This is a genomic window from Pseudonocardia sp. KRD291 (assembly GCF_019263595.1).
GTDB lineage: Bacteria > Actinomycetota > Actinomycetes > Mycobacteriales > Pseudonocardiaceae > Pseudonocardia.
Window position 1 is genome coordinate 25,193 of sequence record NZ_JADQDD010000010.1, and the last position, 26,271, is coordinate 51,463.

General features: G+C 69.0%; 23 protein-coding genes and 3 pseudogenes. 12 read left to right on the plus strand and 14 right to left on the minus strand.

Annotated features, from left to right (window positions below; genetic code table 11):
• Window positions 1–8: 8 nt before the first annotated feature.
• The 3 genes from I4I78_RS03175 to I4I78_RS03185 are packed head-to-tail and all read right to left on the minus strand — an operon-like array spanning window position 9 to window position 2,946.
• Complete coding sequence (locus tag I4I78_RS03175) at window positions 9–1,502, minus strand: SCO6880 family protein (RefSeq protein ID WP_218609650.1); 1,494 nt, start codon at window positions 1,500–1,502, stop codon at window positions 9–11.
• Complete coding sequence (locus I4I78_RS32500; RefSeq protein ID WP_226378999.1) at window positions 1,499–2,665, minus strand: hypothetical protein; 1,167 nt, start codon at window positions 2,663–2,665, stop codon at window positions 1,499–1,501. Before I4I78_RS32500 ends, I4I78_RS03175 begins: the two co-directional genes overlap by 4 nt.
• Complete coding sequence (locus I4I78_RS03185; RefSeq protein WP_218609651.1) at window positions 2,662–2,946, minus strand: hypothetical protein; 285 nt, start codon at window positions 2,944–2,946, stop codon at window positions 2,662–2,664. The genes I4I78_RS32500 and I4I78_RS03185 overlap by 4 nt, the downstream gene beginning before the upstream one ends.
• Window positions 2,947–3,764: 818 nt before the next feature.
• On the opposite strand from I4I78_RS03185, the gene I4I78_RS03190 reads away from it, so the two are divergent.
• From I4I78_RS03190 to I4I78_RS34145, 4 genes and pseudogenes are all read left to right on the plus strand, one after another.
• Complete coding sequence (locus I4I78_RS03190; protein ID WP_218609652.1) at window positions 3,765–4,046, plus strand: transposase; 282 nt, start codon at window positions 3,765–3,767, stop codon at window positions 4,044–4,046.
• A 134-nt stretch (window positions 4,047–4,180) separates the two neighbouring features.
• A pseudogene (locus I4I78_RS34135) lies at window positions 4,181–4,336 on the plus strand (IS3 family transposase); the annotation flags it as partial.
• A gap of 148 nt (window positions 4,337–4,484) precedes the next feature.
• A pseudogene (locus I4I78_RS34140) lies at window positions 4,485–4,628 on the plus strand (DDE-type integrase/transposase/recombinase); the annotation flags it as partial.
• Window positions 4,612–4,809: an IS3 family transposase gene (locus I4I78_RS34145; protein WP_218609653.1), complete on the plus strand. Its 198-nt coding sequence runs from the start codon at window positions 4,612–4,614 to the stop codon at window positions 4,807–4,809. The pseudogene I4I78_RS34140 and the gene I4I78_RS34145, both read left to right, overlap by 17 nt.
• 209 nt (window positions 4,810–5,018) lie before the next feature.
• Here the strand turns inward: I4I78_RS34145 and I4I78_RS34150 are convergent, their stop codons facing one another.
• Together I4I78_RS34150 and I4I78_RS03215 are read right to left on the minus strand one after the other, a co-directional pair.
• Window positions 5,019–5,351 carry a hypothetical protein gene (locus I4I78_RS34150; protein ID WP_218609654.1) on the minus strand — a complete coding sequence of 111 codons (333 nt, stop codon included), beginning with the start codon at window positions 5,349–5,351 and terminating at the stop codon, window positions 5,019–5,021.
• Between the two features lie 1,169 nt (window positions 5,352–6,520).
• Window positions 6,521–8,143 carry an NAD(P)/FAD-dependent oxidoreductase gene (locus I4I78_RS03215; protein WP_226379000.1) on the minus strand — a complete coding sequence of 541 codons (1,623 nt, stop codon included), beginning with the start codon at window positions 8,141–8,143 and terminating at the stop codon, window positions 6,521–6,523.
• A gap of 657 nt (window positions 8,144–8,800) precedes the next feature.
• Between I4I78_RS03215 and I4I78_RS03220 the strand changes: the two genes are divergently transcribed.
• Window positions 8,801–10,576, plus strand: a complete 1,776-nt coding sequence (locus I4I78_RS03220) for a sigma-54-dependent Fis family transcriptional regulator (protein ID WP_218609656.1) — start codon at window positions 8,801–8,803, stop codon at window positions 10,574–10,576.
• 545 nt (window positions 10,577–11,121) lie between these two features.
• Here I4I78_RS03220 and I4I78_RS03225 read toward each other — a convergent pair.
• Window positions 11,122–11,694 carry a TetR/AcrR family transcriptional regulator gene (locus tag I4I78_RS03225; RefSeq protein ID WP_226379001.1) on the minus strand — a complete coding sequence of 191 codons (573 nt, stop codon included), beginning with the start codon at window positions 11,692–11,694 and terminating at the stop codon, window positions 11,122–11,124.
• Window positions 11,695–11,895: 201 nt separating this feature from the next.
• Between I4I78_RS03225 and I4I78_RS34155 the strand changes: the two are divergent.
• Together I4I78_RS34155 and I4I78_RS03230 are read left to right on the plus strand one after the other, a co-directional pair.
• Window positions 11,896–12,273 (plus strand): annotated as a pseudogene (locus I4I78_RS34155) (hypothetical protein); the annotation flags it as partial.
• Between the two features lie 8 nt (window positions 12,274–12,281).
• Window positions 12,282–12,695 (plus strand): ATP-binding protein, encoded by a 414-nt coding sequence (locus I4I78_RS03230; protein ID WP_218609657.1) that lies wholly within the window; start codon window positions 12,282–12,284, stop codon window positions 12,693–12,695.
• Between the two features lie 73 nt (window positions 12,696–12,768).
• Here the strand turns inward: I4I78_RS03230 and I4I78_RS03235 are convergent, their stop codons facing one another.
• From I4I78_RS03235 to I4I78_RS03260, 6 genes are read right to left on the minus strand one after another with little or no spacing between them, the layout of a single operon-like run.
• Window positions 12,769–13,641, minus strand: coding sequence for a hypothetical protein (locus I4I78_RS03235; protein ID WP_308251870.1), 873 nt, complete (start codon window positions 13,639–13,641; stop codon window positions 12,769–12,771).
• A 24-nt stretch (window positions 13,642–13,665) separates the two neighbouring features.
• Window positions 13,666–14,676, minus strand: a complete 1,011-nt coding sequence (locus I4I78_RS03240) for a dihydrodipicolinate synthase family protein (protein WP_218609659.1) — start codon at window positions 14,674–14,676, stop codon at window positions 13,666–13,668.
• Window positions 14,673–15,167, minus strand: coding sequence for a cupin domain-containing protein (locus tag I4I78_RS03245; protein WP_218609660.1), 495 nt, complete (start codon window positions 15,165–15,167; stop codon window positions 14,673–14,675). The genes I4I78_RS03240 and I4I78_RS03245 overlap by 4 nt, the downstream gene beginning before the upstream one ends.
• A gap of 58 nt (window positions 15,168–15,225) precedes the next feature.
• A complete protein-coding gene (hcaB, locus tag I4I78_RS03250) occupies window positions 15,226–16,068 on the minus strand; it encodes a 3-(cis-5,6-dihydroxycyclohexa-1,3-dien-1-yl)propanoate dehydrogenase (RefSeq protein WP_218609661.1) in 843 nt (280 codons plus the stop codon).
• Between the two features lie 33 nt (window positions 16,069–16,101).
• Window positions 16,102–16,629: a 3-phenylpropionate/cinnamic acid dioxygenase subunit beta gene (locus tag I4I78_RS03255; RefSeq protein WP_226379003.1), complete on the minus strand. Its 528-nt coding sequence runs from the start codon at window positions 16,627–16,629 to the stop codon at window positions 16,102–16,104.
• A gap of 27 nt (window positions 16,630–16,656) precedes the next feature.
• Window positions 16,657–18,012 carry an aromatic ring-hydroxylating dioxygenase subunit alpha gene (locus tag I4I78_RS03260; protein ID WP_218609662.1) on the minus strand — a complete coding sequence of 452 codons (1,356 nt, stop codon included), beginning with the start codon at window positions 18,010–18,012 and terminating at the stop codon, window positions 16,657–16,659.
• Between the two features lie 197 nt (window positions 18,013–18,209).
• Here I4I78_RS03260 and I4I78_RS03265 point away from each other — a divergent pair, with 197 nt between their 5' ends.
• Window positions 18,210–18,944 carry an IclR family transcriptional regulator C-terminal domain-containing protein gene (locus tag I4I78_RS03265; protein ID WP_218609663.1) on the plus strand — a complete coding sequence of 245 codons (735 nt, stop codon included), beginning with the start codon at window positions 18,210–18,212 and terminating at the stop codon, window positions 18,942–18,944.
• A gap of 16 nt (window positions 18,945–18,960) precedes the next feature.
• Here I4I78_RS03265 and I4I78_RS03270 read toward each other — a convergent pair whose 3' ends face one another.
• A complete protein-coding gene (locus I4I78_RS03270; RefSeq protein ID WP_226379004.1) occupies window positions 18,961–20,196 on the minus strand; it encodes an FAD-dependent monooxygenase in 1,236 nt (411 codons plus the stop codon).
• A 905-nt stretch (window positions 20,197–21,101) separates the two neighbouring features.
• Between I4I78_RS03270 and I4I78_RS03275 the strand changes: the two genes are divergently transcribed.
• From I4I78_RS03275 to I4I78_RS03285, 3 genes are all read left to right on the plus strand, one after another.
• Window positions 21,102–21,710 carry a TetR/AcrR family transcriptional regulator gene (locus tag I4I78_RS03275; protein WP_218609664.1) on the plus strand — a complete coding sequence of 203 codons (609 nt, stop codon included), beginning with the start codon at window positions 21,102–21,104 and terminating at the stop codon, window positions 21,708–21,710.
• A gap of 903 nt (window positions 21,711–22,613) precedes the next feature.
• The gene (locus I4I78_RS03280; RefSeq protein ID WP_218609665.1) at window positions 22,614–24,131 is read left to right on the plus strand and encodes a class I adenylate-forming enzyme family protein; all 1,518 of its coding nucleotides are present in this window, start codon (window positions 22,614–22,616) and stop codon (window positions 24,129–24,131) included.
• Between the two features lie 97 nt (window positions 24,132–24,228).
• A complete protein-coding gene (locus I4I78_RS03285) occupies window positions 24,229–24,936 on the plus strand; it encodes a TetR/AcrR family transcriptional regulator (protein ID WP_218609666.1) in 708 nt (235 codons plus the stop codon).
• Window positions 24,937–24,970: 34 nt separating this feature from the next.
• Here the strand turns inward: I4I78_RS03285 and I4I78_RS03290 are convergent, their stop codons facing one another.
• Complete coding sequence (locus tag I4I78_RS03290; RefSeq protein WP_218609667.1) at window positions 24,971–25,516, minus strand: TetR family transcriptional regulator; 546 nt, start codon at window positions 25,514–25,516, stop codon at window positions 24,971–24,973.
• Between the two features lie 125 nt (window positions 25,517–25,641).
• Here I4I78_RS03290 and I4I78_RS03295 point away from each other — a divergent pair, with 125 nt between their 5' ends.
• On the plus strand, window positions 25,642–26,226 hold the full coding sequence (locus tag I4I78_RS03295; protein WP_218609668.1) for a PaaI family thioesterase: 585 nt from the start codon (window positions 25,642–25,644) through the stop codon (window positions 26,224–26,226).
• The last annotated feature ends 45 nt before the right edge of the window (window positions 26,227–26,271 follow it).

The window sequence follows — 26,271 nt, forward strand, 5'->3', positions numbered from 1 at the left end:
GCGTCTCCTCAGCGGTGGTGGCGATGGGTGAGCAGGTCGGCCGGGTCGATGCCGATGCCGAGGGACGCGGCGAATCCGGCGGCCTGCGCGCCTCGCAGCCGTCGCAGTCGCAGCTTCGACTGGCCGGCTCGCTGCTCGACGTCGGCGATGGCAGCTGGGAGGTCGTCGTCGTGCAGCACCGTCGTCGTCACGTAGACGGTGAACCGGCCTACGCCGGCGCCCTGGGCCTCCTCGCGTGCGGATTGCAGGGCACGAGTTCGGTCGTCGCGTTCGCGCTGGGTCTCATCGCGGCGAGTGCGTTCGGCCCAGGCTCGACGGACCTGACCGGAGGTCAGCTCGGCCTCGACCTTCGCGGCGGCCTGGTCGGCCGGGTAGGGCTGGTAGAGCCAGGTGGTCCGCCGTGGGAACGGTCCGGGCGAGAGCAGCGGCCCGAGCACACCGGACCCGACGGCCTGCCGCGGCGCTTCGCGCAGGGCCCACGAGACGGACAGCCCACCTTCGTGGCGGTAGACGTCCCAGCGCTCGCTCGCCGCCACCGGGCCTGCCTCGGACCACGCCATTACCGCGTCCGACTCGGACAGTCGAGCCAGCTCGGGGCGGAGGTGCGGTTCGAACGCGGCGCGGATCCGGCCGGTCAGCCAGCCCGTGGTGGCTCGGCCGAGAACCGCGACGCCGCATGCCGCCAGCTGGTTCTCGATCGCCGGGAGCCGCCGGCCCACCTCGACGGCCGCGGCCAGCAGGTCGGCCGGACGTGGAGTCGCGCGGGCGGGATCGAGACAGATCGCGACCCGGGTGTCGGTCTCGGCTGTGGTGGCCGGGGTGAGCTCGGCCAGTTCAGTAAGGATGCGACGGGACAGCTCCGGTGCGGACGGGTCGAAAGCGCCCGCGATGTGGTCGCGCACGGTGGTGCCACCCGCCGGGGCGGTGTCGACGGTGACGGCGAGGTGGCGTGTCAGCGGGATGTAGCCCAGGTCGGCCAGCAACGCTCCCCAGGACGCGACCCATCTGTCCGCGTGGTCGGGATCGGCGAGGTCGAGGCCGATGGGGGAGCAGCGCAGGACCGCGGTGAGGGTTCCGTTGCGGCGGTGCCAGAGCAGCGCGTGGCGTCCGCCGCGTCCATCCTCGATATCGAGAGGTCGAAGGGGAGCGAGCACACCGGGCAGGTCGGCCGACCGAGGGTGTTCGGTGAGTACCCCGGCCGACAGTTCGGTCCAACCGGCCACCCGTGCTCGATGGAACCGGACGCGCCGCAGCATGATGTCGAGCCCACTGGTTCCGCCGACCCTGCCGAAGACGGCGGCCACGGTGACCGCGCTGATGCCGAGCAGGGGAAGGGCCGCCGAGGGCAGCGCGGACACCGCGAGCAGTGGGGCTAGCACGGCGAGGAAGAGGATGATCGTCGCGGTCGTCGACAGTGACCCGATGCCCCAGCCGCGTTCGGACCGCCAGTTGCCGTAGAGCCGCGGTCCCTGTCCGGTGTCCTGACGGTAGGGACTGCTCATCCTCGCTCCTCGGCGTCGTCGCCGCCGGTCATCCCGTCGGCTGCTGCTCGGCCGGCGGACGAGGCCGCGGCGCCGAGCACCACGACCCCGGCGGCGACGCCACCCGTCGCGGCGGCGGCGGATCCTGCGGCGGCCCCGCCCGCTGCGCCGGTGGCGCCCGCTCCGCCTGCCGCGGCGCTCGGGGCCGCGCCGGTCGGGGCCGTGTAGCCACCCGACGTTGCCTGAGAACCGGGGCCGCCCGCGTCCATCGCGGCGGCCCGGTCCACGGCTCCGCGCCCGCCGCCCTGAGACATCCCGACCGCGCCGGCGGCGCCGAGAAACCCGGAACCGCTGCCTCCTCCTCCGACCTGTGTTCCCGACCAGGCGAAGAACTTCAGCAGCGCTGGCATCGCGATCACCGCAAGCAGCAGGACCATCAGACCGGTGATCATCGTGGCCAGACCGCCGGCGTCCGCGGCACTCGGCGAGGACAGGTAGGAGAACCCGATGTAGTAAATGAACGCGGCGGCCGGCTTGTAGGCGACCATCGCGATCAGCCAGACGACGAGCTTGTCCAGCCAGCCCCGGGTGGACCGGGTCAGGGACCCGGATGCGGCCAGCGGCAGCATCGCGGCGAGCACCAGCAGGCCGGCCTGGCGCATCGCCATCAGCACCCACTGCACCAGCGACAACACGGCCGCGACGAGTGACATGAGCAGCACCGGGAACGTCGCGTCGCCGTCGGTGAGGATGTCGCGCATGAGTAGCGCGAAATCGTTGGCCGCGCCGTCCAGGAGCTGGCCCGAGATCGCATCACCCGCCTGGAGCGCGCCCTGCAGCACGACCAGCCCCAACGCCGACACTGCGGCATAGCGGACCAGACCGATCGCCACCATGATCAGCGGCTCACCCTTACGAGACAGGATCAACCGGATCGACTGGACCAGGACGGAGCCGACCAGAATCAGGAGGATCAGCTCACGGGTCGCACCTTGTGCCGCGGCGACCGCGGGGTCGGTGGGATCGATGCTGTCGGTCTCGACCCACCAGGCTGCCGAGGAGACCACCAGCTCGGCGGCACCTTGGGCGACGTCGGTGATGATGCTCTCGAACGCCGAGGTCGCGGCCCGGCAGCCGAGGTCGATTCCGCAGTCCTGGGCCTGCTGCAGCGTGTGGGCGCTCATAGTTGGAACGCCCCGACCAGCAGCGCCGCGACCGAGGCCAGAGCCAGGCCACCGAGCACCCATGCCGAGCCGACGAGGCCCTCGTACGCGGTCGCCGACCGGTTGCGTCGTCCGATGATCAGCATGAAGGCGCAGATCAGGATGCCGAGTACCCCGGAGACGAGGACGCCCCATTTCAGCCAGCCCAGCAGCTGGTCGGCCAGCGCACCCAGGCCCGGGGGCACGGCAGGGCCGGGGTTCGGGACCTGCTGTGCCAACCAGAGCGACACGAGTGCGTTCATCGGGTCTGCCCCGGAGCTCGCCTCGCGACAACGGTCCTGATGGGCATCGGTCGCGACGACGCGGGGAAGCGGCCCTCGATCGCCGACCGAAGCTCGAGCACGGCGTCCGCGAAGCTCCGTAGGCGGCGGGGAAGCTCGCCTCGGCGGGCCGAAAGGAGGCCACGGATCTCTTCGATCGACACGGAAGTTTCGCTCCAGTGCCGGACGAAAGGCATGAGTACGACCGACGAGGTGTGCGGCTCGATCAGTCGCAGCCGGGCGGTCATCGACCTGCTAGGCGCCGACGCATTCGCTGCATTCACGGCGAGCACGGGCTTCCGCCCGGCCGACGCAACGACAACCTGGGCGGCCTGTGCGGCCTGGACCAGCGAGTCGCGGCTGGCCCTGCACACTAGAACGTCAACCCGCTGGTTGACCGACACCCCGCGGTCCATCGCGCCGATCGCGGCAGCGACGGTCGTTGCGCCGACCCCAGCTGAAACGCCCGCGACCGAGATTCCCCTTCGGCTCGCTGATCGGGATCCGATTCGCAGGGCCCAGCCTGCGGGCGTATTCGGATTCGTCATCCGGTACCTCCCTCCATGTCGGAGGGAAGCGTCCGATTGGGGAGCTGCGGCAGTGTGGTGTCGCGTGGTCGGAGCTCTGACCACGGCCTGACCACATCGGGGTTATCGGGGCCGACAATCTGGCCGGCAGGTCGAGCGAGGAGGTCGTCGTGACCCAACAAACGCAGGCTCGACACATGTCGGAGCCTGACCCTCTTTCCCGGACACCTTGATGCCCTGAGGCGATGATCGCCTTGGAGAGGAGTCCGTCCGATGCCTGCACCCCGTCCACCTGAGTTCCGTCGCCGCGCTGTGGAGCTCGCCCGCCAGGGCGAGCAGCCCGTGGCTGTGATCGCGAAGGACCTGGAGATCAGTGAGTCGTGCCTGCGGCGCTGGATGGCCATCGACGACGTCGACGCGGGCCGGGTCGAGGGTGTGAGCGAACGCGCCGAGCTGGCCGAGCTGCGCCGCCGCGACCGGGTGCTGGGGGTGGAAGTGGAGATCCTCAAGCGGGCCAGCGCCTACTCCGCCCGGGAGAACATTCTCCCAAAATAGTGTTCCCGCTGGTCCAGGAACTGGCCGCGGACGGGATCCCCGTCGCGGTGACCTGCCGGGTTCTGCACGTGCCCAGATCGGGCTTCTATGACTGGGCCACCCGCGTGCCGTCGGCGCGGGCCGTGGCCGACGCGGTGTTGACAGCGTCGATCGTCGAGATCCACGCGGTGTCGCGGCGCAGCTACGGGGCGCCGCGGGTGCATGCCGAGCTGCGCCTGCGCCTCGGGGTGCGTTGCGGACGTAAGCGGGTCGCCCGCCTGATGCGCGCAGCGGGAGTTGCCGGGATCTGCCACCGCCGCAAACGCGGGCGCGACCGGCCCCTGCCTGCGCCGCACGACGATCTGTCAAACGCCGCTTCCGCGCCGAGGGACCCGACCAGTTGTGGGCCACCTACATCACCGAGCACCCCACCACAACTGGAAAGGTCCACGCTGCGCAGTGATCGACGCCCACTCGCGGATGATCGTCGGGTGGGCGATCGCCGATCACATGCGCACCGAACTCGTCGTCGACGCCCTGCAGATGGCGCTGTGGACACGCCGGCCTGCGCCTGGGGTGATCCTGCGTGCCGAACGCGGATCGCAATACACCTCATGGGTGTTCGGACACCGGTTGCAACTGGGACACCCCCGCACAGGTATCCGCGGCGATCTTCGAATGGATCGAGACCTGGTACAACCCCCGACGCCGCCACACCAGCATCGCCCACCGGTCCCCGGCCGAGTTCGAACACCTTCACAGAACCGCCGCTACCGCGGCATGATCAACCAACCCGGATGTGTTCGGAGAACCGGGTCAGGCTCCAGGGCGGGAGTGGGGATCAGCTTCACGTCACCCAGCCGAGGGCACTGCGGGCCCCGACGGCCATGACCACGGCACCGGCCGTGACAACAGCTGCGCCGATCACGACACGCAGGCCGCCCGGCCCGGCCACAACGGTGAGCAGCAACGTGGCGCCGAGCAGCGGAACGGTCAGCGTGTCGGGCAGCCGCTATCGGGCGTCCTGCAGGTGGGGGCCGTGCTGTCCTGCCAGCGCCTCACCAGCGGGACCGTCACCACTCGCGCCGTGTAGGCCGAGGTCAGGCGGAGCCTGGCGGACACGGCCCGGCTCAGACCACCGGGCTCGGTCGCGGTGACCGCGAAGAGCGGGCGGCTGCCGGTGGACTCGGTCTGCAGCTGCGCGGCCTGGCCGGCGCGCTGGAGAGACTCGGCGGTGCTGCGGCAGACCAGGACGTCGACCGGGCGACCGACGAACACACCGCGGTCGATCCCGTCGATCGCCATAGCGAAGGTGGTGGTCCGCACCCCGCCGGACACCCCGGCCACCGACACCCGTTGCCGACGCTTCGGCTCCCGCGGTGGGGGAACGGTCGACTGCCTCGTCACGTCGTTCGTCACTGTCTGCCTCCCGGATCTGGGCTTCGACAGACAAGTTGCGGCGCAGCCGCTATTGAGCCGTGGCGCCGCCGTGGCTGAACTGGAGACCACGGTCGGCCACGTGATGGCCACGGGGGATCCCGAAGATGTCCGTTCGGCTTACCGGCGGGAGGCGGCCATGGTCGATCGGCGGGTTGTGATCCCGAACGCCGGATCCGGTGGGCCGGGGCGATGGTCGAGGGTGGAGGACCTGTGCTGTCCGGTCTGTCGAGGCGGGGTCCGGGCCAAACCGCCCGGATACTGGAGAGTCGCCGACGGTCCGCTACCGGCGTGGTCGCACCGCGACGGGCGGGCGCTGTGTATCAGCCGCGCCGTCGAAGGCTTTCGGCGAGTGCAGCCAGTTCCCCGGTGACTGTAGGGACCGATCGTCATTCGGTCGCCGGAGCGACGCGCCGCCTTCTCATCAACGGACAGGGACGCCGAGCAGCGAATCAGGTTGGCCCTGGTCCTTCAGTAGTCCGCGATCAGCGCCCCTCTGAGAGACCAGGGCTTGGTCGCCTACCCAGCGAGACGCCGCGGCCGTCACCTAGGGGCGTGAAGCAGTCGTTCCTGGCACAGGGCGATTGACTGATCTGCCTTGTGGATCATGTCGAGATCCTGGCCTGGGTAAGAAGGCCAGCTGGGCTCGACTACTGCCCGCGGTGTCGTCGTTCTACCGGCTTGCTCGCCGCCGGCATCCGGCGCTACGCATGGACGACCCGATCGACGGGGTCGAGCCCGCGGACGTCGCGGACCTCGGCCACGGTTGGGCCGTCGATGAGTAGTGGCGACTCCTCGACTTGTCTTCGGCGTCCGCACGTACGACGAGCGCGACGACGGCGAGTCCCACACCAGGCCTCTGGTCCTCGACGCTTACGACCGAATGGCCGCGGCCACCTCCCCATGCGGGATCGTGTGGGAGCTGCTCGCCTGCGACCTCGCCGGTTCGCGCGTGCAGACGAGCAGCCAATGCCCCGACGACAAGGATCGGGGTGTTCGTGAGAGGACGACGGCCCGGGCCAGCCGGTGCGCCGGGCACGGGCTGCCGCCGACCGGGGTCAGGAGATGGTGAATCCGGCGAAGTCGTTCTCCTTCGACTCGGCGAACTTCTGCCGGTACAGCGGCAGGCCGCCCGGGTAGTTCAGGCTCTGCAGCGGTTTGCCCGGGATGTTGGCCCCCATGTACCAGGACTTGGCCTTGGGGAACAGCGTCGGCTCGACCAGCCCGGAGACGTGCTCGCTCCACTGCCTGTCGGCCTCGGGCGTCGACTCGATCCGGTTGCCACCCCCGGAGAGCAGGTGGTCGAGTGTCTCGACGATCATCTCGCCCTGGATCTCGGCGCAGGTCGGGCCGTTGCAGAAGCCGGACGGGCTCTGCGGGCCGTAGAGGAACAGCAGGTTGGGGAAGTTCGCTGTGGCGATCCCGAGGTGGGCGTCCACACCGTTGCTCCACTGGTCGCGCAGCAGTGATCCGTCGGTTCCTCGGATGTCGAGCTGGGTCAGTCCGCCCGAGACGGAGTCGAAGCCCGTCGCGAGCACGATGATGTCGAACCCGTGTTCGACACCGTCGCGGGTCCTGATGCCCTTCTCGGTGATGGCGTCGATCGGGTTCTCGCTGAGGTCGACGAGGTGGACGTTGTCCTGGTTGTAGACGTCGTAGTAGTTCTGTTCCAGCGACGGCCGCTTGGTCCCGAACGGGTGCAGCTGTCGGGTCGGCGCGAGCTTCTCGGCCAGTTCGGGGTCACCGATCCGGGTGCGGACCTTGTCCCTCCAGAACGAGTAGGCGTAGTCGTTGGACTCCTGGACGAACAGGGTGTCCTGATAGACACCGAGCCAGAAGCGGAAGCCGCCCTTACGCCAGAGCTCCTCGTAGCCGGCGTTGCGCTCCTCTTCGGAGAGGTCGACGGCGTTCTGCGGGATGAAGTCGTAGTCGAAGCCGGCGAACGTGCTGCCCCGAGCGTCGAAGTTCTCCGGGAGTTCCTTCTTGATCTCCGCTTGTTCGTCCGGCGTCAGCGTGCGCTGGCCCATCGGCAGCGCCAGGTTCGGTGTCCGCTGGAACACGGTCAGGTCGACCGATTCCCCGGAGGCCTCCTGGATGACCTGGACACCGCTGGCGCCGGTGCCGATCACCGCGACCCGCTTGCCGGTGAGGTCGACGCCGTCCTGCGGCCACAGGGCGGTGTGGTGGCTGATGCCGCGGAACGAGTCGAGGCCCGGGAGCGGGGGTGTGTAGGGCTTGGAGGCGAAGCCCAGGCAGGGCACGAGGTAGCTGCAGCGGGTGGTCGAGCCGTCGCCGGTGCGCACGACCCACTGATTTCGCTCGGTGTCGAAGTCCGCGCCGGTGACGCGGGTGTCGAAGCGGATGTCCTTGCTGAGGTCGAGCCGGCGGTCCAGGTACTGGAAGTACTCTCGGACCTCGCTCCAGTTCGGGTACAGCGAGCTGTACTCCCAGTCCTTCCAGAGGTCCTTGTGGGCGAACTGGTACATCGGGCCCTCGGTGTCCACACGGGCGCCGGGATAGCAGTTCCAGTACCAGATCCCGCCGAGCTCCGATCCGGCCTCGTAGACCTTCACCGAGTATCCGAGGTCGCGCAGCCGGTCGAGCTGGTAGATGCCGGCGAACCCGGCTCCGATCACGAGGACGTCGAGCTCCTCCACGGTGGTGTCGGCTGTGGTAGTCATTCTCCTTGTGCTCCTTTGCATCGAGGCTGCTGCGAACTCACCGGAACGCGAGCCGATGGTGGGTGCGAACGGGCAGCGGACCTTGTCCGGATTCGCCGCACGAATCGGTCAGGGCGTACCGGCGTATGCTGATCTCTTCGAGGGACCTTGGCGCCCTCGGCGACTCGCACGCAGCGGTGGTGGAGCGCCTCGGAGATCCAGATCGCCTTCGGCGTCGAGGCAGTGCTGTCTTGGCTGATGGACGCCGCCGCCACCGGGTCGTTCACGTCGTCGGTGCCGGGGCAGCGAGCCGAAGTCGGCCCAGTCCGGTCGCGCCCCGGGGTGTCCCGTCGTCCGACATCCACAACCTGCCGTCGTGCCACCGCGGGCCCTCAAGGTGTACCCGTCGGCAACGGGTGTGCGCTTGGGGTCGGTCACGGCTGCGCTTCCCTTCTCCGGGGTTGAACGAGTACAGAGTCTGGTGGGCTGTGACCGTCGGCACTGTCCGACTTCGCAACATCTTGTTGACCTTCCGACCGGTGTCCTGTTTTCGGACAGTTGTCGACACGGGCCTCAGCTTGGATCGAGGCAGCTAGAGTTGCGAGTGCCTTCGACAACGGTGAGGAGGCCACGGTGCGACCGAGTGATCAGAGCATTCGGCGCGGTGAGCGGGAGCGGATGATCGACGGGTCCCTCGCGGTGGCCGACGATGACGCGCACCCGTTCCGGGACGAGATCGTCTCCTCGTGGCGGCGATGCAAGCTCGTCGGCGTGGCACCCACCGGCGAGGACGTCCCCTATCAGCCGGAGTTCGACCGGCCCAACCGGCTTCTGCGGGCCGCGGGACCGGTCATGGACCGGCTGGCCGAGCAGATGATCGGCGGTCCCGTGTCGATCCTGCTCGCCGACTGCGAGGCCCAGATCATCGACCGCCGGGCGGGTGGCCGCGAGCTGTCCCAGGCACTGGACAAGGCACTGGTCGCTCCGGGTTTCCACTACGCCGAGGAGTTCACCGGCACCAACGGGATCGGCAGCGCGCTCGAGGAGCGTCGACCCTTCGTCGTCTCCGGAGCCGAGCATTTTCGGGAGAACCTGCAGGAGTTCACCTGCATCGGCGCGCCGTTGCGGCACCCAATCAGCGGCTCGGTCGAGGGGGTTCTCGACGTCACCTGCCGCGTCGACGACAGCAACGAGCTTTTGAGGCCTCTCGTGCTGGCGGCGGTCCGGGAGATCGAGTCGCGGATGTACGCCGACGCGTCACGTCGGGAGCAGATGCTGCTGGAACAGTTCCTGCGGGCGAGCCGCCGGGCGGCAACGGCCGTGCTGACCCTGAACGAGGACGTCGTCATGGCGAACACTGCCGCGTCCGGTCTTCTGGACCATTCGGACCAGGCGATGCTGTGGGAGTGGGCTTGCCGGATGCTCGGGAGCCGGGACGAGTACGTCGGCGAGGTCCGACTGGCTCGCGATGTCGTCGTCGCGGCCCGGGCGACCCGGGTGGGTGATCCGGGTGCGATGGCTGGTGTCGTGGTCGAGATGCGCCCTCGGTCCGACGCCCCCGACCGGGTGGCTGTGGCTCGCCCGCGCGGGCGGCGGCGCGGCCGGACCGACGCGAGCGAGGCCATGGCAGGGCGCAGCGCCGCCGCCGGCCGGCTGCGCGACGACGTCGACTCCGTCCTCAGGCTGGACGTGCCCGTGCTCGTGTGCGGCGAGCCGGGCACCGGGAAGCTCTTCGTTGCGAAGCATGTGCACCGCAGACGAGACGCCCACGAGCCCCTCACCGTGCTCGACGCGGTGGCTTCTCAGGACGACCCTGCTGCGTGGATGGCCCGCCTGAACGTCAGCCTGGACGCCTCGGGGACGGTCGTGGTTCGTCATCTCGACGAGCTCGCACCCGAGCTTGCCACCCGCGTCGAGGCGGTCGTGGATTCCGTGCCCCGGGCTCGGGTGATCGCCACGGCGCGCGGGCGTGGCGGACGCGACGCGGTGAGCCGGGTTCTCGACCACTTTGCGCTGTCGCTCACCGTGCCGCCGTTGCGCTACCGCGGCGAGGACGTCGCTGACCTGTCTCCGCTCCTGCTGAACGCCTGCAGCACGCGTCGGCCGGTGCCCAGGCTGACGCCCTGTGCGCTGCGGACCCTGGTCGGCCTCGACTGGCCGGGAAACATCCGGGAGCTGGAGTCCGTCCTGTTCACCGCGGTGACGCGCTCACTCGGATCGGACATCTCGCAGCAGCACCTCCCACCCGAGTACCGGTCGGGAGGAAACCGCTCAGGGCCGTCATTGCTGCAACGTGCCGAGCGCGACATCGTGATGGAGGCGCTGGTCGAGACCCGTGGGAACAAGCTCGCCGCAGCCGCGCGGCTTGGCGTAGCGCGTTCCACTTTGTACCGGAAGATGCGCGTGCTCGGCATCGACGAGAACCATCTTCCCGCCCCGACAACCCCTCGTTAGCGATGCCGAGGACTGGGCGGAGATCCGGCGGCATCGGATCGCCTGGTAGGCGTCGGCCAGGGGTCCGCTGCGCGACAGCGCCAGCGTCGGTTTACCAGCCTGCCGCTCGCCGAGCGGGCGGGCATGTGCCTCGAGGATCAGGTCCATCAACGGGGACAAGGCCATGCCCGGCCGGTGAGGACCTCGGTGTTCCGGCCCGCGCGCAGTGCCGCGTCGTTACGCTCCAGCCCCGCCGCGAGCCGCTCGGGCAGCAGCGGCCCATGGCGCTCAACCGCCCACGTACCGGTCGATGGTGACAAGGCCGGTCCCGGCGAAGACGGCCAGGATCACCGCGGCGGTTTCCGCACCCCAGGCCCGCACCAGTGGCGAGTTCGACCAAGCCGCCGCCGCGTAGGGCCACGTCGATCGTGGTATGCCCCGTTCGTCGGGCCCGCCACGCGAGCACTCCAAAGATCAGTGCCGGCACCAGGCAGGCTGCCGGTCGCCAGGCTCTGCACGCCATTGTCGATCCCTCATTCTCTTTCGTATCGATGTCGTGGGGGTGATCAGGGCACGCGGATCGCAGCGACGACCAGATTTGCCAGCTGTTCGGTGTGCGCGATCAGGTCGTGCTCCGGGAATGTGATCCAGTAGCCGAACATGCTGTCCAGCGCGGACTGAACGGTCACCGCCATAACGCGGTGGTCGAACACGCGCATCGCGCTGACCGCCTCGTACTTCTGTTCGAGGGTCCGGTAGAGCCCTTCGTTGTCAGCCATCGAGTAGCGGCGTCTGCCGTCCTTACGGCGCAGGTGCGTGACGATCTCGGTGCCCGCGACGAGGTCCTCGCGGTGCGCGAGGTCGTCACGGGCGACGGCCAGGATGTGCTCGCGCACAAACTCCAGAGGTGTGAGTTGTTCTAGCTGGGAGATTGCCCGTTCGGCAATGCTGGCGTAGACGCGGTCCACGCAGGCCTCCATCAACTCCTCCTTGCCGGAGAATTGGTAGGGGTTCACTCCCTTGGAGATCGCGGACATGTGCGCGATCGCGCCCAGCGAGGCGTTCCTGAAACCCATCCGGGCAACGGTCGTGACGGCCGCTTCGATGATCTGTCGTCGACAGGCCTGCTCAATGAACAACGGCGCACGTTGACCGGGCGTTCTGCAATCTAACGACACAGCTAGACAACCAGTCGAACGTCCAGAATGTGCAAGACGTGCGTCGGGTTGCCGCAGTTGCTCCTGGGTATATGCCGCGATGAACGACGCCCGAGCCAACCCGCGGCAGCCACGTGATGAAGTGGGTTGTCACGTGGTTGCTAGGGCTGCGACGGCAACGGCTGCTCGGTCCACCCCCGGGTAATCGGCCGCCGTGTCGAGCTGGCTGCGGACCTCGAGCAGCTCGTGGTCACCGGCGATAGTGTCGAGGTCGCCCGCCATCGCGGCAGCTGGGCTCGCCACCAGAGCGTCACTGACCCCGCTGCATGCCGCGGCGTCGACGCGCTTGCGCTCGGCGCACCGCGCCCAGGCCCGTCGCGGGACGGACGCAGCGGTCGAGCACCGCGATCTGGCCGACTAAGATCGAATCTTCGGCCTCGGCGCGGCCTCGGCGCGGCCTCGGCTGAGGGCGTTGCGGCGAGTGTCTCATTGCGACAGCGAAGACCACCGACGGCGCCGGCCTCGCTGGTCGCACCGTCACCTCCGAACTGGCCTATCTGACCTGGGCCATGAAGGTGCCCTCGTTGGCCGGGGCAGTTGGGCTCCTGGCCGAACGCGCCCGGACCGAGGGCTGGACGCACGATGAGTTCCTGGCCGCTTGCCTACAGCGCGAGGTCGCCGTCCGCGAAGCACACGGCGGGGAGGGCCGCATCCGCGCCGCCCGATTCCCGGCACGCACGTCCCTTGAAGACTTCGGCTACGACGACCAGCGCTCCCTGAAGCGCGAGACGATCTCGAATCTCGGGAGGCGTGGACTTCATCACCCGAAAGACAACGTCGTGTTCCTCGGCCCACCCGGGGCGGCAGGACCGTTGTCCTGGGTGCGAGATCCCGCCGGGGAACGGCAGGGTCGCGCAGTAGTTGACGCGCCTGCTCTGGCCGACCCCGCCGGCTCGCGACCGCACGACTGGATCCCGGGCTGATCCTTGCCCGCGACCGCCGACCTGATGAAGCCGCGCAGCTCGGCGTACTTGACGTCGATCCGGACGTCGGGCCTCAGCCCGTCGTGGTACCGAAGGCGACGCCCATGCCTGTGATCCAGGGCTCGACGGGCTCGTAGGACGTGAACGACGCCGGAGGGCAACCCGCAGCAGCCCACGCCGCCGCCCAAGTACGGATTTCATTGGCCCCGCCGCCGCGCCTGTCGAGATCCTCCTGCTGCAGCGACCCGAGAGCCTGTCGGTCCCCGCGCTCCATACCGGTCAGAAGGGCGCGATCCCACTCCGGATCGATGTACCGGGGAGCTGTCCGGATCGCTTCGGCTCGCTCGTCCGGTCCGAGTCGCTGCACGCCCGGCTCTGGGGCAGGGAAGGGCGGGTTGTGGCTGAGCCCTCCGGTACCGACGAACGCGATCCGACCCGGTTCGGCTGCGAGGACCTCACCGATCCGCTGGCCGACCGCGGCCGAACGAGACATGGGGAATAGCGGGAATCCAATGGCGTTCACGATGATCGGCACGAGGGGGACAGCGGCGGGTTCCTCGAAGAGGTCCAGCAGGGACAGCCCCATGCCGTGGTCGATGGTCACGTCCTCCCCGACAGCCAGATCGACGTCGCGGGTGACGAGTTCGGCGTAGAGCGTCCGGGCAGCAGGACTGACGGTCAGCTCGAACTCGGGGATGTCGAACTCCTCGAGCGTGCGCCCGGACAGCACACCGGTGAACGGGGGCCGGATCCGGTTCAGCAGGTTCATGTGGTCCGGGGCGAACATCACCACCACGTCCGGGGCGAAGTCGGCCAGGAACCGGCGGGCTTCCTCGGTCGCGGCCAGGTGACGTTTCCCGGCCTCACGCCGGTCGGGCAGGGTCATAAGCGGACTGTGAGAGAGGCATACGAATGCCCGCCGGCCGCGTGTTCGGTCACCGTTCACTGGGTTCTCCTCAATCGGGTCGCCTCATGCGCCATCGGAGGCGACCGGAAGTGTCCCCGCGGGCTGCGCGTACCGCGCGTGGAGCGCGGCGAGCTTCGTGCCCGATGCGCGGGCGCCCGCGGCATAGGGCTCCGGACAGCCGATGTAAGGGGGCCGGCACGGGCCGGCGTCGATGTAGCCGGCCGCGTTGATCCGAATCTTCTCGAGCTGGATGTTGTAGCGGGAGAAGAGCGCGAACGAGCCCTCCGGGAAGAAGCCGGCCGACGCCGCTCCGAGCTCCGCGACCAGCGCGTCCGCTCCTCCCAGGTCGCCGGTGAGGATCCTCCTGGCCAGCTCGACCTGTGGTCGGGGCCCGCACGAGGCGGCGCCGCTCCAGCAGGCGAGCACGTCGCCCGGGCCGAGCCGGTGTGCGGCGAGCCAATCCCGGTCCACAGGCAGGAGCCGCATCCGGCCGTCAACCGCAGCGAGGTCGTCGGCGAAGGTGGGCCCGAACACGGGGTACTTCGCCGCTACGACCTGTGGGATCTCGGCGAGGCGGGCGTATGCGGCGGTGGTGATCTTGCCCTTGAACGCTTCCGGGTTGTCGTAGACGACCAGGGCCAGATCGGGTACGGCTTCGGCCACCGCGCGGTAGTAGGCGACCAGGTCGTCGTCGTCGACCTGACACCACATCGGTCGGCCCAGCAGCAGTCCGTTCACCCCGATGTCGCGCAGCGCCTTCGCCCGGGCGATTGTGTCCCGGGTGTTCAGCGTGGTGGCGCCGACGAACACAGGTACCCGGCCGGCGACCGCGGAGACCACGACGTCGGTGAAGTCGCGCAGCTCCGTCCAGGTGAGGGTGGCGCACTCTCCGAACGTGCCTGTGGTCAACACGGCGTCCGCCCCGTCCGCGACGAGGGCGCGGGCGGCGCGTTCGGTCTCGGGCCGGTCGAGGGTGTCCTCGAGGGCTGGGTCGTCCGATCCCGGCACGGCCGGAGTCGGCATGATCGCGTAGAGCCCTCGCACATCGACGGCGTCGAGCTGCGGTCCGCTCATCGGTCCAGGCCCTTCTCCTGCAGTTCGGCCCAGCTCAGCAGTCCGACGGACTCGCGGAAGTTGAGCCCCAACGACTCGAGGATCTTCGAGTTCTCCACGATCAACATGCGCGCGGGCGCGGTCTCGCTCCCGTTGTAGTGCCGGTGCCACATCATCGGCGGGACGCAGATGAAGTCGCCCTGCTTCCATGGGTGCCGTCCGGCTCCGATCTCGCTGTAGCCGCTGCCGGACAACACCACGTGGACGGCCTCGTGGTGGTGGCGCTGCATGTCGGAGGTGCTACCAGGCTCGAACTCCTGTACGAACAGCTCGAACGTCTTCATGCCGGTACCGATGACCGGGGCCAGGTGGGCGGGATTGTGGGCCGACTCGAACCACAGGAGGCCGTCCTCGTGCACGATGAGGTCCTCGCGATCGGGTGGTCGCGGCAGCGGGGTGCGCTGCGCCGCGATCTCCGCGCGCAGGGCGGCCAGCTCCTCGGTGGTGGCCATGGGTCATTCCTCTCCTCGGATCGTTGTTCTGGTCGGACGAGGCGGGCCGGAGTTCGGCCTACGGCACCGTCGCCGTCGCGGAGGGCGACCTGTCGGACAGGTCATAGCCACCTGCGATCGCGGACAGCCCGCGTGCGCGCAGGCCGCCGTCACTGCTGAGAATCTCCCCGGTGATCGCGGGGGAGTTCTCACGGGACGCGAGCAGGACGTAGACCCCGGTGTGGTCCGCGGCGGTGGGTGCGATGTCGAGCGGCTTCGTGGCACGGATCTGCTGCGCCGCTGCCTCGGGATCGGTGAACAGGCCGGTCCCGTCCTGGTCAAGGGCAGCCGGGCCGCGCAGAGCGGTCACAGTGCCTGCGGGCGCGACGCCGTTCACCCGAATCACGGGCGCGAGCTCGTGCGCGAGCTGCCTCACCAGCCCGGTCACTGCGTGCTTCGACGCTGTGTAGAGGGGCCCCCCGCCGCCGGGGTAGAGGCCTGCATTGGACACCGTGAAGATCATGGTGCCGCGCCGGGCCGCCAGCTCGCCCACGGCCGACTTCGCCGCCAGCAGATACCCCTTGACGTTGACCGCGAAAACCTCGTCGAACGCCGCGGAGAGACGGTCGACCGGGAGATCCACGAGCGGGACGAAACCGTCGTGGATACCGACGTTGGCGACAAGTACGTCCAGCCGACCGAACTCGCTGACGGCGGTCCGGACGGCGCGGTCGTTGTCCGCGGCGACGGTCACATCACCTTGCACCACCCGGATCCGTTCGGCGGCGTCGCCCCACTCGATCGCGTCGATCGGCGTGCGCTCCAGCACGACGACCTGCGCTCCCTCGTGCAGGAAGCGCTCTATCACTGCGTACCCGATGCCGGAGCCGCCGCCGGTGACCAGCGCTACCCGGTTGTCCAACCACCCCAAATGCCCTCCCTCCCTCGCCGTCGTTCAGTAGAGAGTGCTCAAGTTGAGTGTCCCGAGCACCGTCTGATCCAGGACAACCTCCCGGCGCGCGAGCTTCCACGCCCCGTCGGCCCTGCGCAGGACGTCGGATCGCAGCCCGGTGAGCACGTCGTTCGCCGTGCTGCCGCCCCGGCTGCGTGTGAACAGCAGATTGCTGCGCACCGCCACCTCTGCCGGTGCGTCCCCTGCCCGCACGACGACGTTTGTGACGAAGTGCCGCGTCCGGGAGGGTGGGTCCTCCGCCCAGGCCGACCGGGTGCCGAGCCGCGCGGCGCGCACGCTCAGCGAGGCCAGGTCCTCGTCGATGTAGACGGCGTCCGGGTCGACGCTGTGTCCGTCCTTGCGCTCTCGGGTCAGGCGGACCGGCATCCGGTACCGGATGTCCTCGGTGAGTACCGACAGCCAGCCGGTGAAGTCGGGCGCATCCAGCAGCGCGGCCTCCTCGAACAGGAACTGGCTGATCTCCCAGTGCAGCTCGAAGCCGGTCAGCTCGGTGGTGCCCTCGATGGTCATCGGTCCTCGATTCCGTTGCCGCGCAAGTCAGTCCACCATCAGCAGCGAGTTCCACACCTCGTAGAAGCTGCGCTGTGCGGCTTCCATGAAGGTCGTCGGATACGCCGTGCCCGGGCCGGGCCAGTCGGGATCAGGGTCGACGCGATCGAGCCCCATCACGTAGTTCATGACGTTGCCGTAGCTGAGGTCCTTGTCCCTGGCCATCAGGCCCTTGCTGGCATCGGTGATCCGCGTCCAGATCTCCACGTCGTCCTGCTCGAGCGTGCCGGCTGGGCCGAACGTGGCGACGTAACGCTTGTAGGACTCCTTCTTGAACTCCTCCGGCGCCTCCCGGTCGGCCAGGAACCAGGACCAGATCTCGACCTTGTCGGGTCCGATCGGGCGCCACTGGCGAAGCGTCAGGAAGTTCGTCAGGTGCGCGTGGCCCCCAGCCCCGTGCATGGGGCTCAGGAAGGAGAGGTTCGGGAAGCATGTGCCGTGGAAGACGGCGGCGTCTCGCCATACGCCCAGTTGATCGGGGGTGAGGTTGCGTTCGAAGTTCGACCACAACTCCTCGGGTTGGCCCTGGTAGGGCGGGGTCGGCCCGAGCTTGGGCGACTTCGTGATGACCGACATCGAGTGTCCCTGGTCCAGCACGACCTGGTGGCCGTAGCTGGTGAAGAGGGGGTCCTTCGGGCTCAGCCCGAGCTCGACGGTCGACCGGTGCGTCATCGCCACGTGGTAGGCGTCGCCGCCGAAGTTCTCTGAGCCGATCTTCCAGTTCGCGTCGACCACCCAACGCAGGGGCGCCCCGTGCACCTCCATCTTCTTGTCAGTGCGACCGATGAGGATGTCGAGGTACCACCCGAGCCCTCCGAGGTACTCGTCCAATGGCTGGACGTCCGGATCGAGGCTGGCGAAGATCATCCCGTGGAACGACTCCAGCCGAGGCAGCTGGCGCAGTGCCCATTGCTCCCGGTCCATCTCGGCTCCGTAGACCTTGTCGTCGGCGATGACGCCGATGAGGTCGCCGTCGAGCGAGTAGGTCCACCCGTGGTACGGGCAGGTGAACGCCTTGCGGTTACCGGAGTCCGCAGTGCACAACATTGTCCCGCGATGCATGCACGAGTTCAGGTAGGCGCGAAGCTCGCCGCTCTTGGTTCGGGTTAGCACCACAGGGTCGTTGATGTACCAGCGGGTCACATAGTCGCCCGGATTCGGCAGTTCGGACTCGTGGCCGATGAAGTACCAGGTGCGGGCGAAGATGCGCTCGACCTCGAGGTTGAACACGGTGGGATCCGTCAACACCCACTGGGGGAGGGTTCCGGTCGCCAGGCGCTCCTGCACGTCGAGTAGCTGCTTGTGCATGCCGGGTTCGAGTGTGGCGCGCGTATGGCGACTCATGGCAGCTCTCCTTCGAGTGCACAATTCGAATATCGAAAGTTCTGCGTTATTTGATTGAAGTGCGTCGACATCGACATGTCAAGGTGTGACAACTTGACATCTCCCCCAAAATTTCGTATAACGAAAATGTGACCGAAAGTTGGAGTGGTGCCGAGGATCGTCGGGTCGACCCGGAGGGCGGTGGCCGGCGAGAGAGCATGGGAGGCCTGGCCAAGGGCCTGGCGATCATCGAGGCCTTCGGGCCGCTCCGTACACAGCTGACGGTGAGCGAGGCTGCGGCGCAGTCCGCAACGACGCCGGCGGCCGCCCGGCGGTGCCTCCTGACGATGGTCGATCTTGGCTATGTCAGCCACGACGGCAAGTACTTCCGCCCGACGCCGCGGATGATGCGACTGGCCGCCGCCTACTCGAGCAGCGCGCCGCTGCCGGTGCTCGCTCAACCGTGCCTGCAGGCCGTTCATGACCAGCTTGACGAGTCGGCGTCCTTCGCCGTCCTCGACGGCGACGACTCGCTGTTCGTGGCGCGGGCCGAGGCTGCCCGAATCGTGTCCGCCGGTGTCCGCGTCGGCGTCGCACTGCCCCTGCACGCTTCGGCGACCGGGCGGGTGCTGCTCGCCGCACTGGACGACGACGAGCTGAACGAACGGCTGCGCCGCGCACGGCCACAGCGGAACACGCCGAATACCCTGGTCACGGTGGCCGACATCCGAGACCGGGTGCACCGGGCTAGGGTGGAGGGCTTCGCGCTGACCGACGAGGAACTCGAGTTCGGGATGCGGACCATGGCCGTGCCGGTGGTCGACCGCACCGGCCTTACATGCGGGGCGATGAGCGTCAGCGCGTTCAGCGCTCGAGTGTCGATGGAGACCATGCTGGGCCGCTTCCTGGACGTGCTGCAGCGGGAGGCGGCGCGGCTGGGCAGGATGCTGTGACCGTGTTTCGCGGACGTCATGGGTGCTCCGCTCGTGTCGCTCGGCCTCGCCGTCCTGCCGCCACGGTCGTCTTCAGGGTGCGTGCGACCGCCTCGGCCTCCGTCTGGCTGTCGTAGTCGTAGAGCCAGAGCCGGAAGGTCGCCGAGGCGGCGATCTCGGCGTCCCGGTCCCGCAGGTCCGGATAGGCGGAGTCGTAGCGTCGACCGTTCGCGCGGGCGCCGAGCTGTATCGCAGAGGTGCGTTCGCGTCGCAGCTCCTCGTAGGCCTGGAGCGCCGCTTCGACGCCCTCCCGGCCGCCCGCGGCCAGCAGGACGGCCAGGGCGACGCCGTCCTCCACCGACTGGTTGGCGCCTTGCCCAAGGTGGGGCAGCATAGGGTGGGCCGCGTCACCGAGCAGCGTCAGCCGGCCCTCGGACCACCGGTCGAGCGGCTCGCGGTCGTAGAGACCCCACCAGAAGGCCTCCTCGACCTCGTCCAGCAGGCCGACGATGCGCGGGTCCCAGTCAGCGAATGCGGCGGCCAGCTTCGCGGGGTCTCCCGGTGCGCTCCACGACTCCGTGGTCTGTTCGTCGCTGGGTACGAACCCGACATAGTTGATCTGGGCACCGCCCCGGACGGGGTAGACGAGGAAGTGCTTGCCCTCGCCCATCCACAGCTGGGAAACGCCCGGTGTCCACCAGGGGAGGCGTTCCGCGTCGATCAGACCCCGGTAAGCGACCGAGCCGGAGTGCACCGCCGTTCTGGGTTCGACGACGTGTCCTCGAAGGTTCGAGTTGATGCCGTCCGCCGCTACAACGACGTCCGCGCCGACCGAGCTGCCGTCGGCGAACTCCACCTCCGCACCGTCGGTGTCCTGGCGGAAGCCGACACACTCCTTGCCGGTGTGGACCGTGCCCTCCGGCAGCGCGTCGGCCAGCAGGCCGAGCAGGTCGGCTCGGTGCATGCCGAAGGCAGCGATCTCGCCAGACGAGTCGGTGGTCAGGATCGGGGCGACCAGTGCGCCGTCCTTGCGGTAGTACGACGAGCCGTCGCCCACTCGCGCTCCTGCGGCCGCAATCGCACCACCCAGGCCCATCCGCTCGAGCAGACGGACGCTGTTCGGCGTCACGAATACACCGGCACCGATCTCACCGAGGCCTGTAGCGCGCTCGTGGACGGTCACGTCGATCCCGCGGCCGACGAGTGCACCGGCGGCGGCAAGGCCCCCGATGCCACCCCCGACGATCGCGACGCGCAGCTGGGGTTCCCGCATCCGATTCCTTCGGAGTTCGAAGTTTTTTCGCTGAGAGCCCGAACGGTAGAGCGAGCTCGGCTCGCGGTCAAGCAGAAGCCCCCATAGACGGGCCAGGCTTACGATAGAAATTTCGTTACCCGAAGTTGACTCGAAGTCCGTTTGGATTCACGGGTGTGACCGACCGGCGCGGTGGTCCATGAGGACCTCGCTGTGCCGGTCGGCGCGCAGTGCCGCGTCGTTGCGCTCCAACGCTGCCGTGGTCCGCTCGGTCAGCAGCGACCCAGTGCACGTCGTCCGACCTCGGGATTGCGCGGCAGCGGGCTGGGGTTCCTATCGCCACAAGCCGAAGCGCAAGCTCGAACAGAACGTCGCGCCCACCGCGTTACCCGCCGCTCGCGCGGCGGAGCAGTCGACTTCATAAGCCGATGCCAGGTACAGGATCGAGGGGGTGTGGTCCTCACTTGTGCGGTCCTGTCCCATCGGACGACCGGGGCGGATCTGGGGGACCGCGTGGATCCATCGGGCACTGTCCGTGTTGTGCGCGAGGCCCCGATATACGCTTGCCGACAGCCGCGGCTGTCGGCGACCGACGTGCTGGCGGATCAGTTGCGTGGGCAGATTCTCGGCAACGAAATGCCGGGCGAGCCACTGCGGTCGGAGGCCAGCAGTGGCGGTCGGCGACGCGACCGAGCGTCGAAGGCGATGGTCCGTCGCCTGCAACAGGTCGAGAGCATGCTGGCCGCGAACGGCCGGCTGGACCAGCCCGTCCCGCCTCGAAGCGGTGGCTGTCGGACTGAGTGCGACCGTGCTGAGCCCGCCCGGAGGTCCTGTTGGCTGGCATGGCAAGGTTAGCGCTGACTAACCTATGGGCCTTCTGGGTCACTATCCGAGGAGTCGCAAGTGGGGGCGTCTACATGCCTGCCGTGAACCGGAGCGAAGGCACCCTCTCGCTGCGGAAGTCAGCGCTGCTCCAGGCGGCGGCCGACCTGTTCGCGGCCAGGGGTTTCCATGCGGTCAGCACCGATGACATCGGCCGTGCAGTCGGGATCTCGGGACCGGGCGTGTACCGCCACTTCACGAGCAAGGTCGAGCTGCTGATGACGCTCTGTGACGCGGCGATGGACCACCTCCTCGACGGATCTCGGGCGATCGTCGCGTCTGGTGGCGCCCGATCAGTCGCAATTGCGCGGCTCGTCGAGTTCCACGTGGAATTCGCGGCGAACGAACGAGCACTTCTTGCGGTCTACCTTCGTGAACAGCAGGAGCTCCCGGTCCGAGAGCTGCGACAGCTACGTCGCCGCCAGCGCGAGTACGAAGGCGTCTGGTGCGAGGCCATCTCAGCGGAAGGTGCGGACCTGACCGAGCCCGACGTCCGCGCAGTCGTGAAGGTGATGCTGTCGATGCTGAACGGGACGGCGCATATCAGGGACGCCATTCCGCGGGCGCGCCTCGTCGGACTCCTGGAGCAACTCGCTGCAGGCGCGCTCGCTGGTGTCGGGATCGAGATCGGCAGTGACACCACGGCCAGCTGAGCGATCTGTTCATCCCCCTCCCGGCGTCACGACCGGCCAGGATGTTCGAGTCCCATGACGACCGGGACTCGGCGCCGCGGGTACCGGCCGAAGGCCATGGCACCGCTCGGCAAGCCGTCGCGAGCCCCAGGGCTGCGCACGGGCGGCCATCGTGGTCCGGCCGGCGCAACGCTGTCGTCGCGACCGTGGTCAGCCTGCTCGGACGCGGTGGCGATGTCGGTCGAGGCGACGGGCTGCGTGGCCCGGCTGTGCAGACCGCGCTGATCGTGCGCCGGAGCACCGTCCGGCTGTTCGGCGACGTCATCGTGGCTGTCGAACGGAACGGAGCTACGGCTATGCGTTCGACCCGCTGGACTCCGACCGGCGCGGAGCGCAGGACGTCGTCAGCGGCGCCTTAGCCGACCGGCTCGCAAGAAGTTCGGCATCATGCGGGAACCGGCGTCGGCCCAGCCGGAGACGGTCTCGCCATCGTGCCGGAGTCAGTCGTGCGGAGCCTGCGGAGGATCTCGCGCGGAGGTGCTGCTTCGTGGACCAGACAATTCCGCAACCTCGAGCTGCCCGGCGCCGTCAGTAGCGCCCGACTGGTCGCCGCCGTCGCGCTGGTGGACGGGCGGTAGCGCATCGCCGACGTGTTGAGCCGATAGCGGCCGGGTTGCCACCCGGGCCTGTGGGCGAGTTCTGCCGACCTCGCAGTTGACGAGTTCGAGGCGTCTCCGTACGTTCGTGACTCCAATTTGCGGGTACGTGCCCCGCCGTCCCGACGGGTCGTCCCGGCTGTCCCGCCCGCAATAGTCGCGTGCCGGGGCGAGCGAGGTGGAGCGTGCGACGCAGGCCCCGGGCGGAACGGGAGTGGGCATACCGATGACCGCAGCCCGGCTCGGTGTAGCGCCGCGGAGCTTCTCGGTGACCGTCGGCGATCTGGTCGCTGAGCAGGCGCGCTGCGCCCCCGACGAGGTGGCGATCGAGGAGGCCGGGCGGACCTGGACCTACCGCGAACTCGATGATCGGGTGGCGCGTCTGGCGGGGGTGCTGATGGCGTACGGCGTGCGCCACGGACACCGTGTCGCGGTGCTCGCGGAGAACCGGCACGAGTACGTCGAGCTCGAGGTGGCAGCCGGGCGGCTGGGGGCCATCACGGCCTGCCTCAATTGGCGGCTGGTGCCGAGCGAACTGGAGCACTGCATCCGGCTGGTCGAGCCGTCGTTGGTCGTGGTCTCGCCGCGGTTCCTCCCCGCCCTGGCCGCGGTGGCACACGGCGCGCGCCGTGTCGTGGTGCTCGGCGAGGAGCTCGACGACCTGCTTGCTGCCGCCGGCCCGGTCGCTCCGGGCGCCACCGGGCGGGTCGACCCCGAGGACGGCCTCACCATTCTTTACACCAGCGGCACCACGGGCCCGCCCAAGGGCGCCCTGGTCAGCCACCGCGCGATGATCGCCCGCGCGGGCCTGTTCGCGACGATCACCGGCGCGACCTGCGAGGACGCCTTCGTGGCATGGGCGCCGATGTTCCACATGGCCTCCACTGACCAGAGCCTGATCACACTTATGCTCGGCGGCCGGGTGGTGATCTGCGACGGGCTGGACCTCGACGCGATCGGGGCTGCGCTGGAACGCCACCGCCTCAGCTGGCTGGTCGCGATGCCCGGGATGATCGAGCAGTTGCTGGGTGCCCTGACCGGCCAGGGCGGAGGGCGCCCGGTGCGTGGAGTTCGGCTGGTCGGGGCGATGGCCGATCTGGTGCCCCGCCGGCAGATCGCGGCACTGACGGCCTTGCTGGACTGTCCCTATGCAAACACGTTCGGCTCGACCGAGTGCGGGCTCGCGCCGGCGTCCGCGAACCGGATCGGCATCGGTGCGGCGCCCGCGACGCTTCCTAAGCGTCAGAGCCCTCTCGGCATGGTCCGACTGGTGGACGCGGAGGACCGCGATGTCCCCGACGGCACGCCGGGGGAGCTGGCGTTCCGCGGTCCAACACTGTTCAGCGGGTACTGGTCGGCCCCGGAGGTCAACGCAGAGGACTTCCGGGGCGGCTGGTTTCACACCGGTGACTGCTTCGTCCGCCAAGCCGATGGCGCACTCGACTTCGTCGACCGGGTCAAGTACATGATCAAGTCAGGTGGGGAGAACATCTATCCCGCCGAGATCGAGCGCGAGCTGCTTGCCGACGAGCGGGTCGCCGACGCCGTGGTCGTACGTCACGCCGACGAGCGCTGGGGCGAGGTGCCGGTGGCGGTCGTGGTGCGTGCCGTTGGTGCTGACCTCTCAGCTGAGGATCTGCTCCAGCGGTTGCGCGGGCGGATCGCCGCATACAAGATCCCCCGAGTCGTCCACTTCGTCGAACCGACTGACTTGCCGCGAAGCACAACGGGAAAGATCCAGCGCCACGAGGTGGAGCGGCGGCTCTCGGCGGCGGGACCGGCTTGAGTCCGGACTGCGCAGGTCGGAGCGCCGGGGGACAGGGGCGGTGACGCGCCTACTAGAGTAGGTCGTGACCAGCTACTCGGGGATGAAGGGGCGAGCGATGGCGGCGGCAGCCGATCGCGACACCGAGTCCGCCGTGCCGCGGCGCCGCCCGGGCCGTCCCCGGCTGACCGAACCGTCGCCGGAGTACCGCGTACGCCTCGAGGAGATCATCGACACCGCCACCGTGGTCTTCCACGAACGAGGATTCGACGCTGGCTCGCTCGATGACGTCGCGGCCGTGCTCGGGTTCAGCAAGGCGAGCCTGTACCACTACGTACGCAGCAAGGCCCAGTTGCTCTACCTGATCTTCGATCGGGCGATCACCCTGTCACTGCACCGTCTGGACGCGATGTCCGGCATCCCCGACCCTCGGGAACGGCTGGCCACGCTCATCGCTCACCAGGTGCGGATGGTCGCCGAGGAGCCGAGCCTGTTCGCGGTGTTCTTCGACCAGCGTCCGCGGCTGGACGACAGTTTCGACGCCGACATCCGGCGCAAGGAGCGGGCCTACGTCCGGCGTGTCGCTGAGGTCATCCAGGCCGCGAACGGGGCGGACGGCCCGGCAGGGGGGCTGGACGCCCGACACGCCGCGCACGCGTTGCTGGGCATGACCAGCTGGGTCTACAAGTGGATGGACCCTGCGCGCGACACACCGGAGGCCGTCGCCCGCACCATGATCGGTCTCGTGCTCGGGCCGGACGTGCCGGTTCCGGAGGTCCTCGTCGCGGAGGACCCGGCGCGGGAGGGCCACGCGCCGTCGGACTGACGTTGCACAGACCCGGGAGTTCGCCGCATCCGGGTCACTCGTTCGGGAGGACTTCCCGCAGGTAGGGCCCGAGCAGTTCGGCGATCTCACCGGCCACGGTGTCCACGTCGCGGTCGGGCAGTACCACGTGGCTGACCAGGAGCCGGGCCAGCGTATCGGCGGCCACTGCCACACGGCGCGGATCCGAAGCGGGATGGCGTTGCATGACGTGACCGGTGAGGGCTGCGGTGGCGCGGTCGATGATCGGGGTCGCGTCCGTGGTGACCAGATCGAGCAGGCTGCTCTCCGCTCCGGTCAGCAGCCAGGCCACCATGGGGTCGTCCCGGGCTGCGTTCAGCACGAACCGGCAACAGGTGCGGACTGCCTCCTGGGCGTCGCCACCCGCTCCCGCCAGCACGTTCGAGAGCGCACCGAGGAGCCGGTCGGTACGGCGGAGCACAACCGCGCGGAGCAGAGCCGGTTTCGAGCCGAACTCCGCATAGAGGGTCTGCCGACTGATGCCCACCGCGACCGCCACGTCGCCCATGTGCAGTGACTCCCAGCCGGATCGGGCGGCGACCTGGGCGGTGGCGTCGATCACGGCGTCGCGCAGCAGGCGGCGCGTGACACCGGGGAACCGCTGCTGCCGTTGTGCCATGATGGCAGCCTGACAGACGGTGGCACGCTGTCAAGAAGACGGACATACACCCAACGAAGGGTCCACCGATGACGGAGCTCCCTCCGCGCCCAGCAGGCGCGGTCCTGCTCGACCCGCACGGGGACCGCTGCTTCGGCTGCGGCCCGGACAACCCGGCCGGAATCGCGTTGCAGGTCTACCGCGTCGGCGACGAGGTAATGGCCGACGTGTACTTCGCGCCGAAGCATGCCGGTGCCCACGGTGTCGTGCACGGCGGAGTGCTGGCGTCGGCCTGCGACGACCTGGTGGCGTTCCTTCTCTATGTGCTGCGGCAGCCGGCTGTCACCCGCAGTCTCCAGGTGGACTACCTCGCACCGGTGCCGGTGGGGGAGCCGCATCGGCTGGTGGGCCGGCTCGTGAGTCAGGACGGCCGCCGGCTGACGATGGCGGCCGAGGGGCGCGCCGCAGACGGTGCGGTGCGGTTCACCGCACATGCCGTGTTCGTCACGGTGGATCTCGCGCATTTCGAACGGTTCGGCTCGGTCGACGGGGCCGACGCGGTCACCATGCTCCGCGCCGCAGGACCCGACACGACATTGTCGGACACGAGCCCGCCCGGCCCGTCGGTGCACGACACGATGGAACGGGGTGCCCGATGGGCGGATCGAGGGTAGCCGGGTACCCGCACCGGATCGGCGGGCACTGCGGGTCCGGAGCGC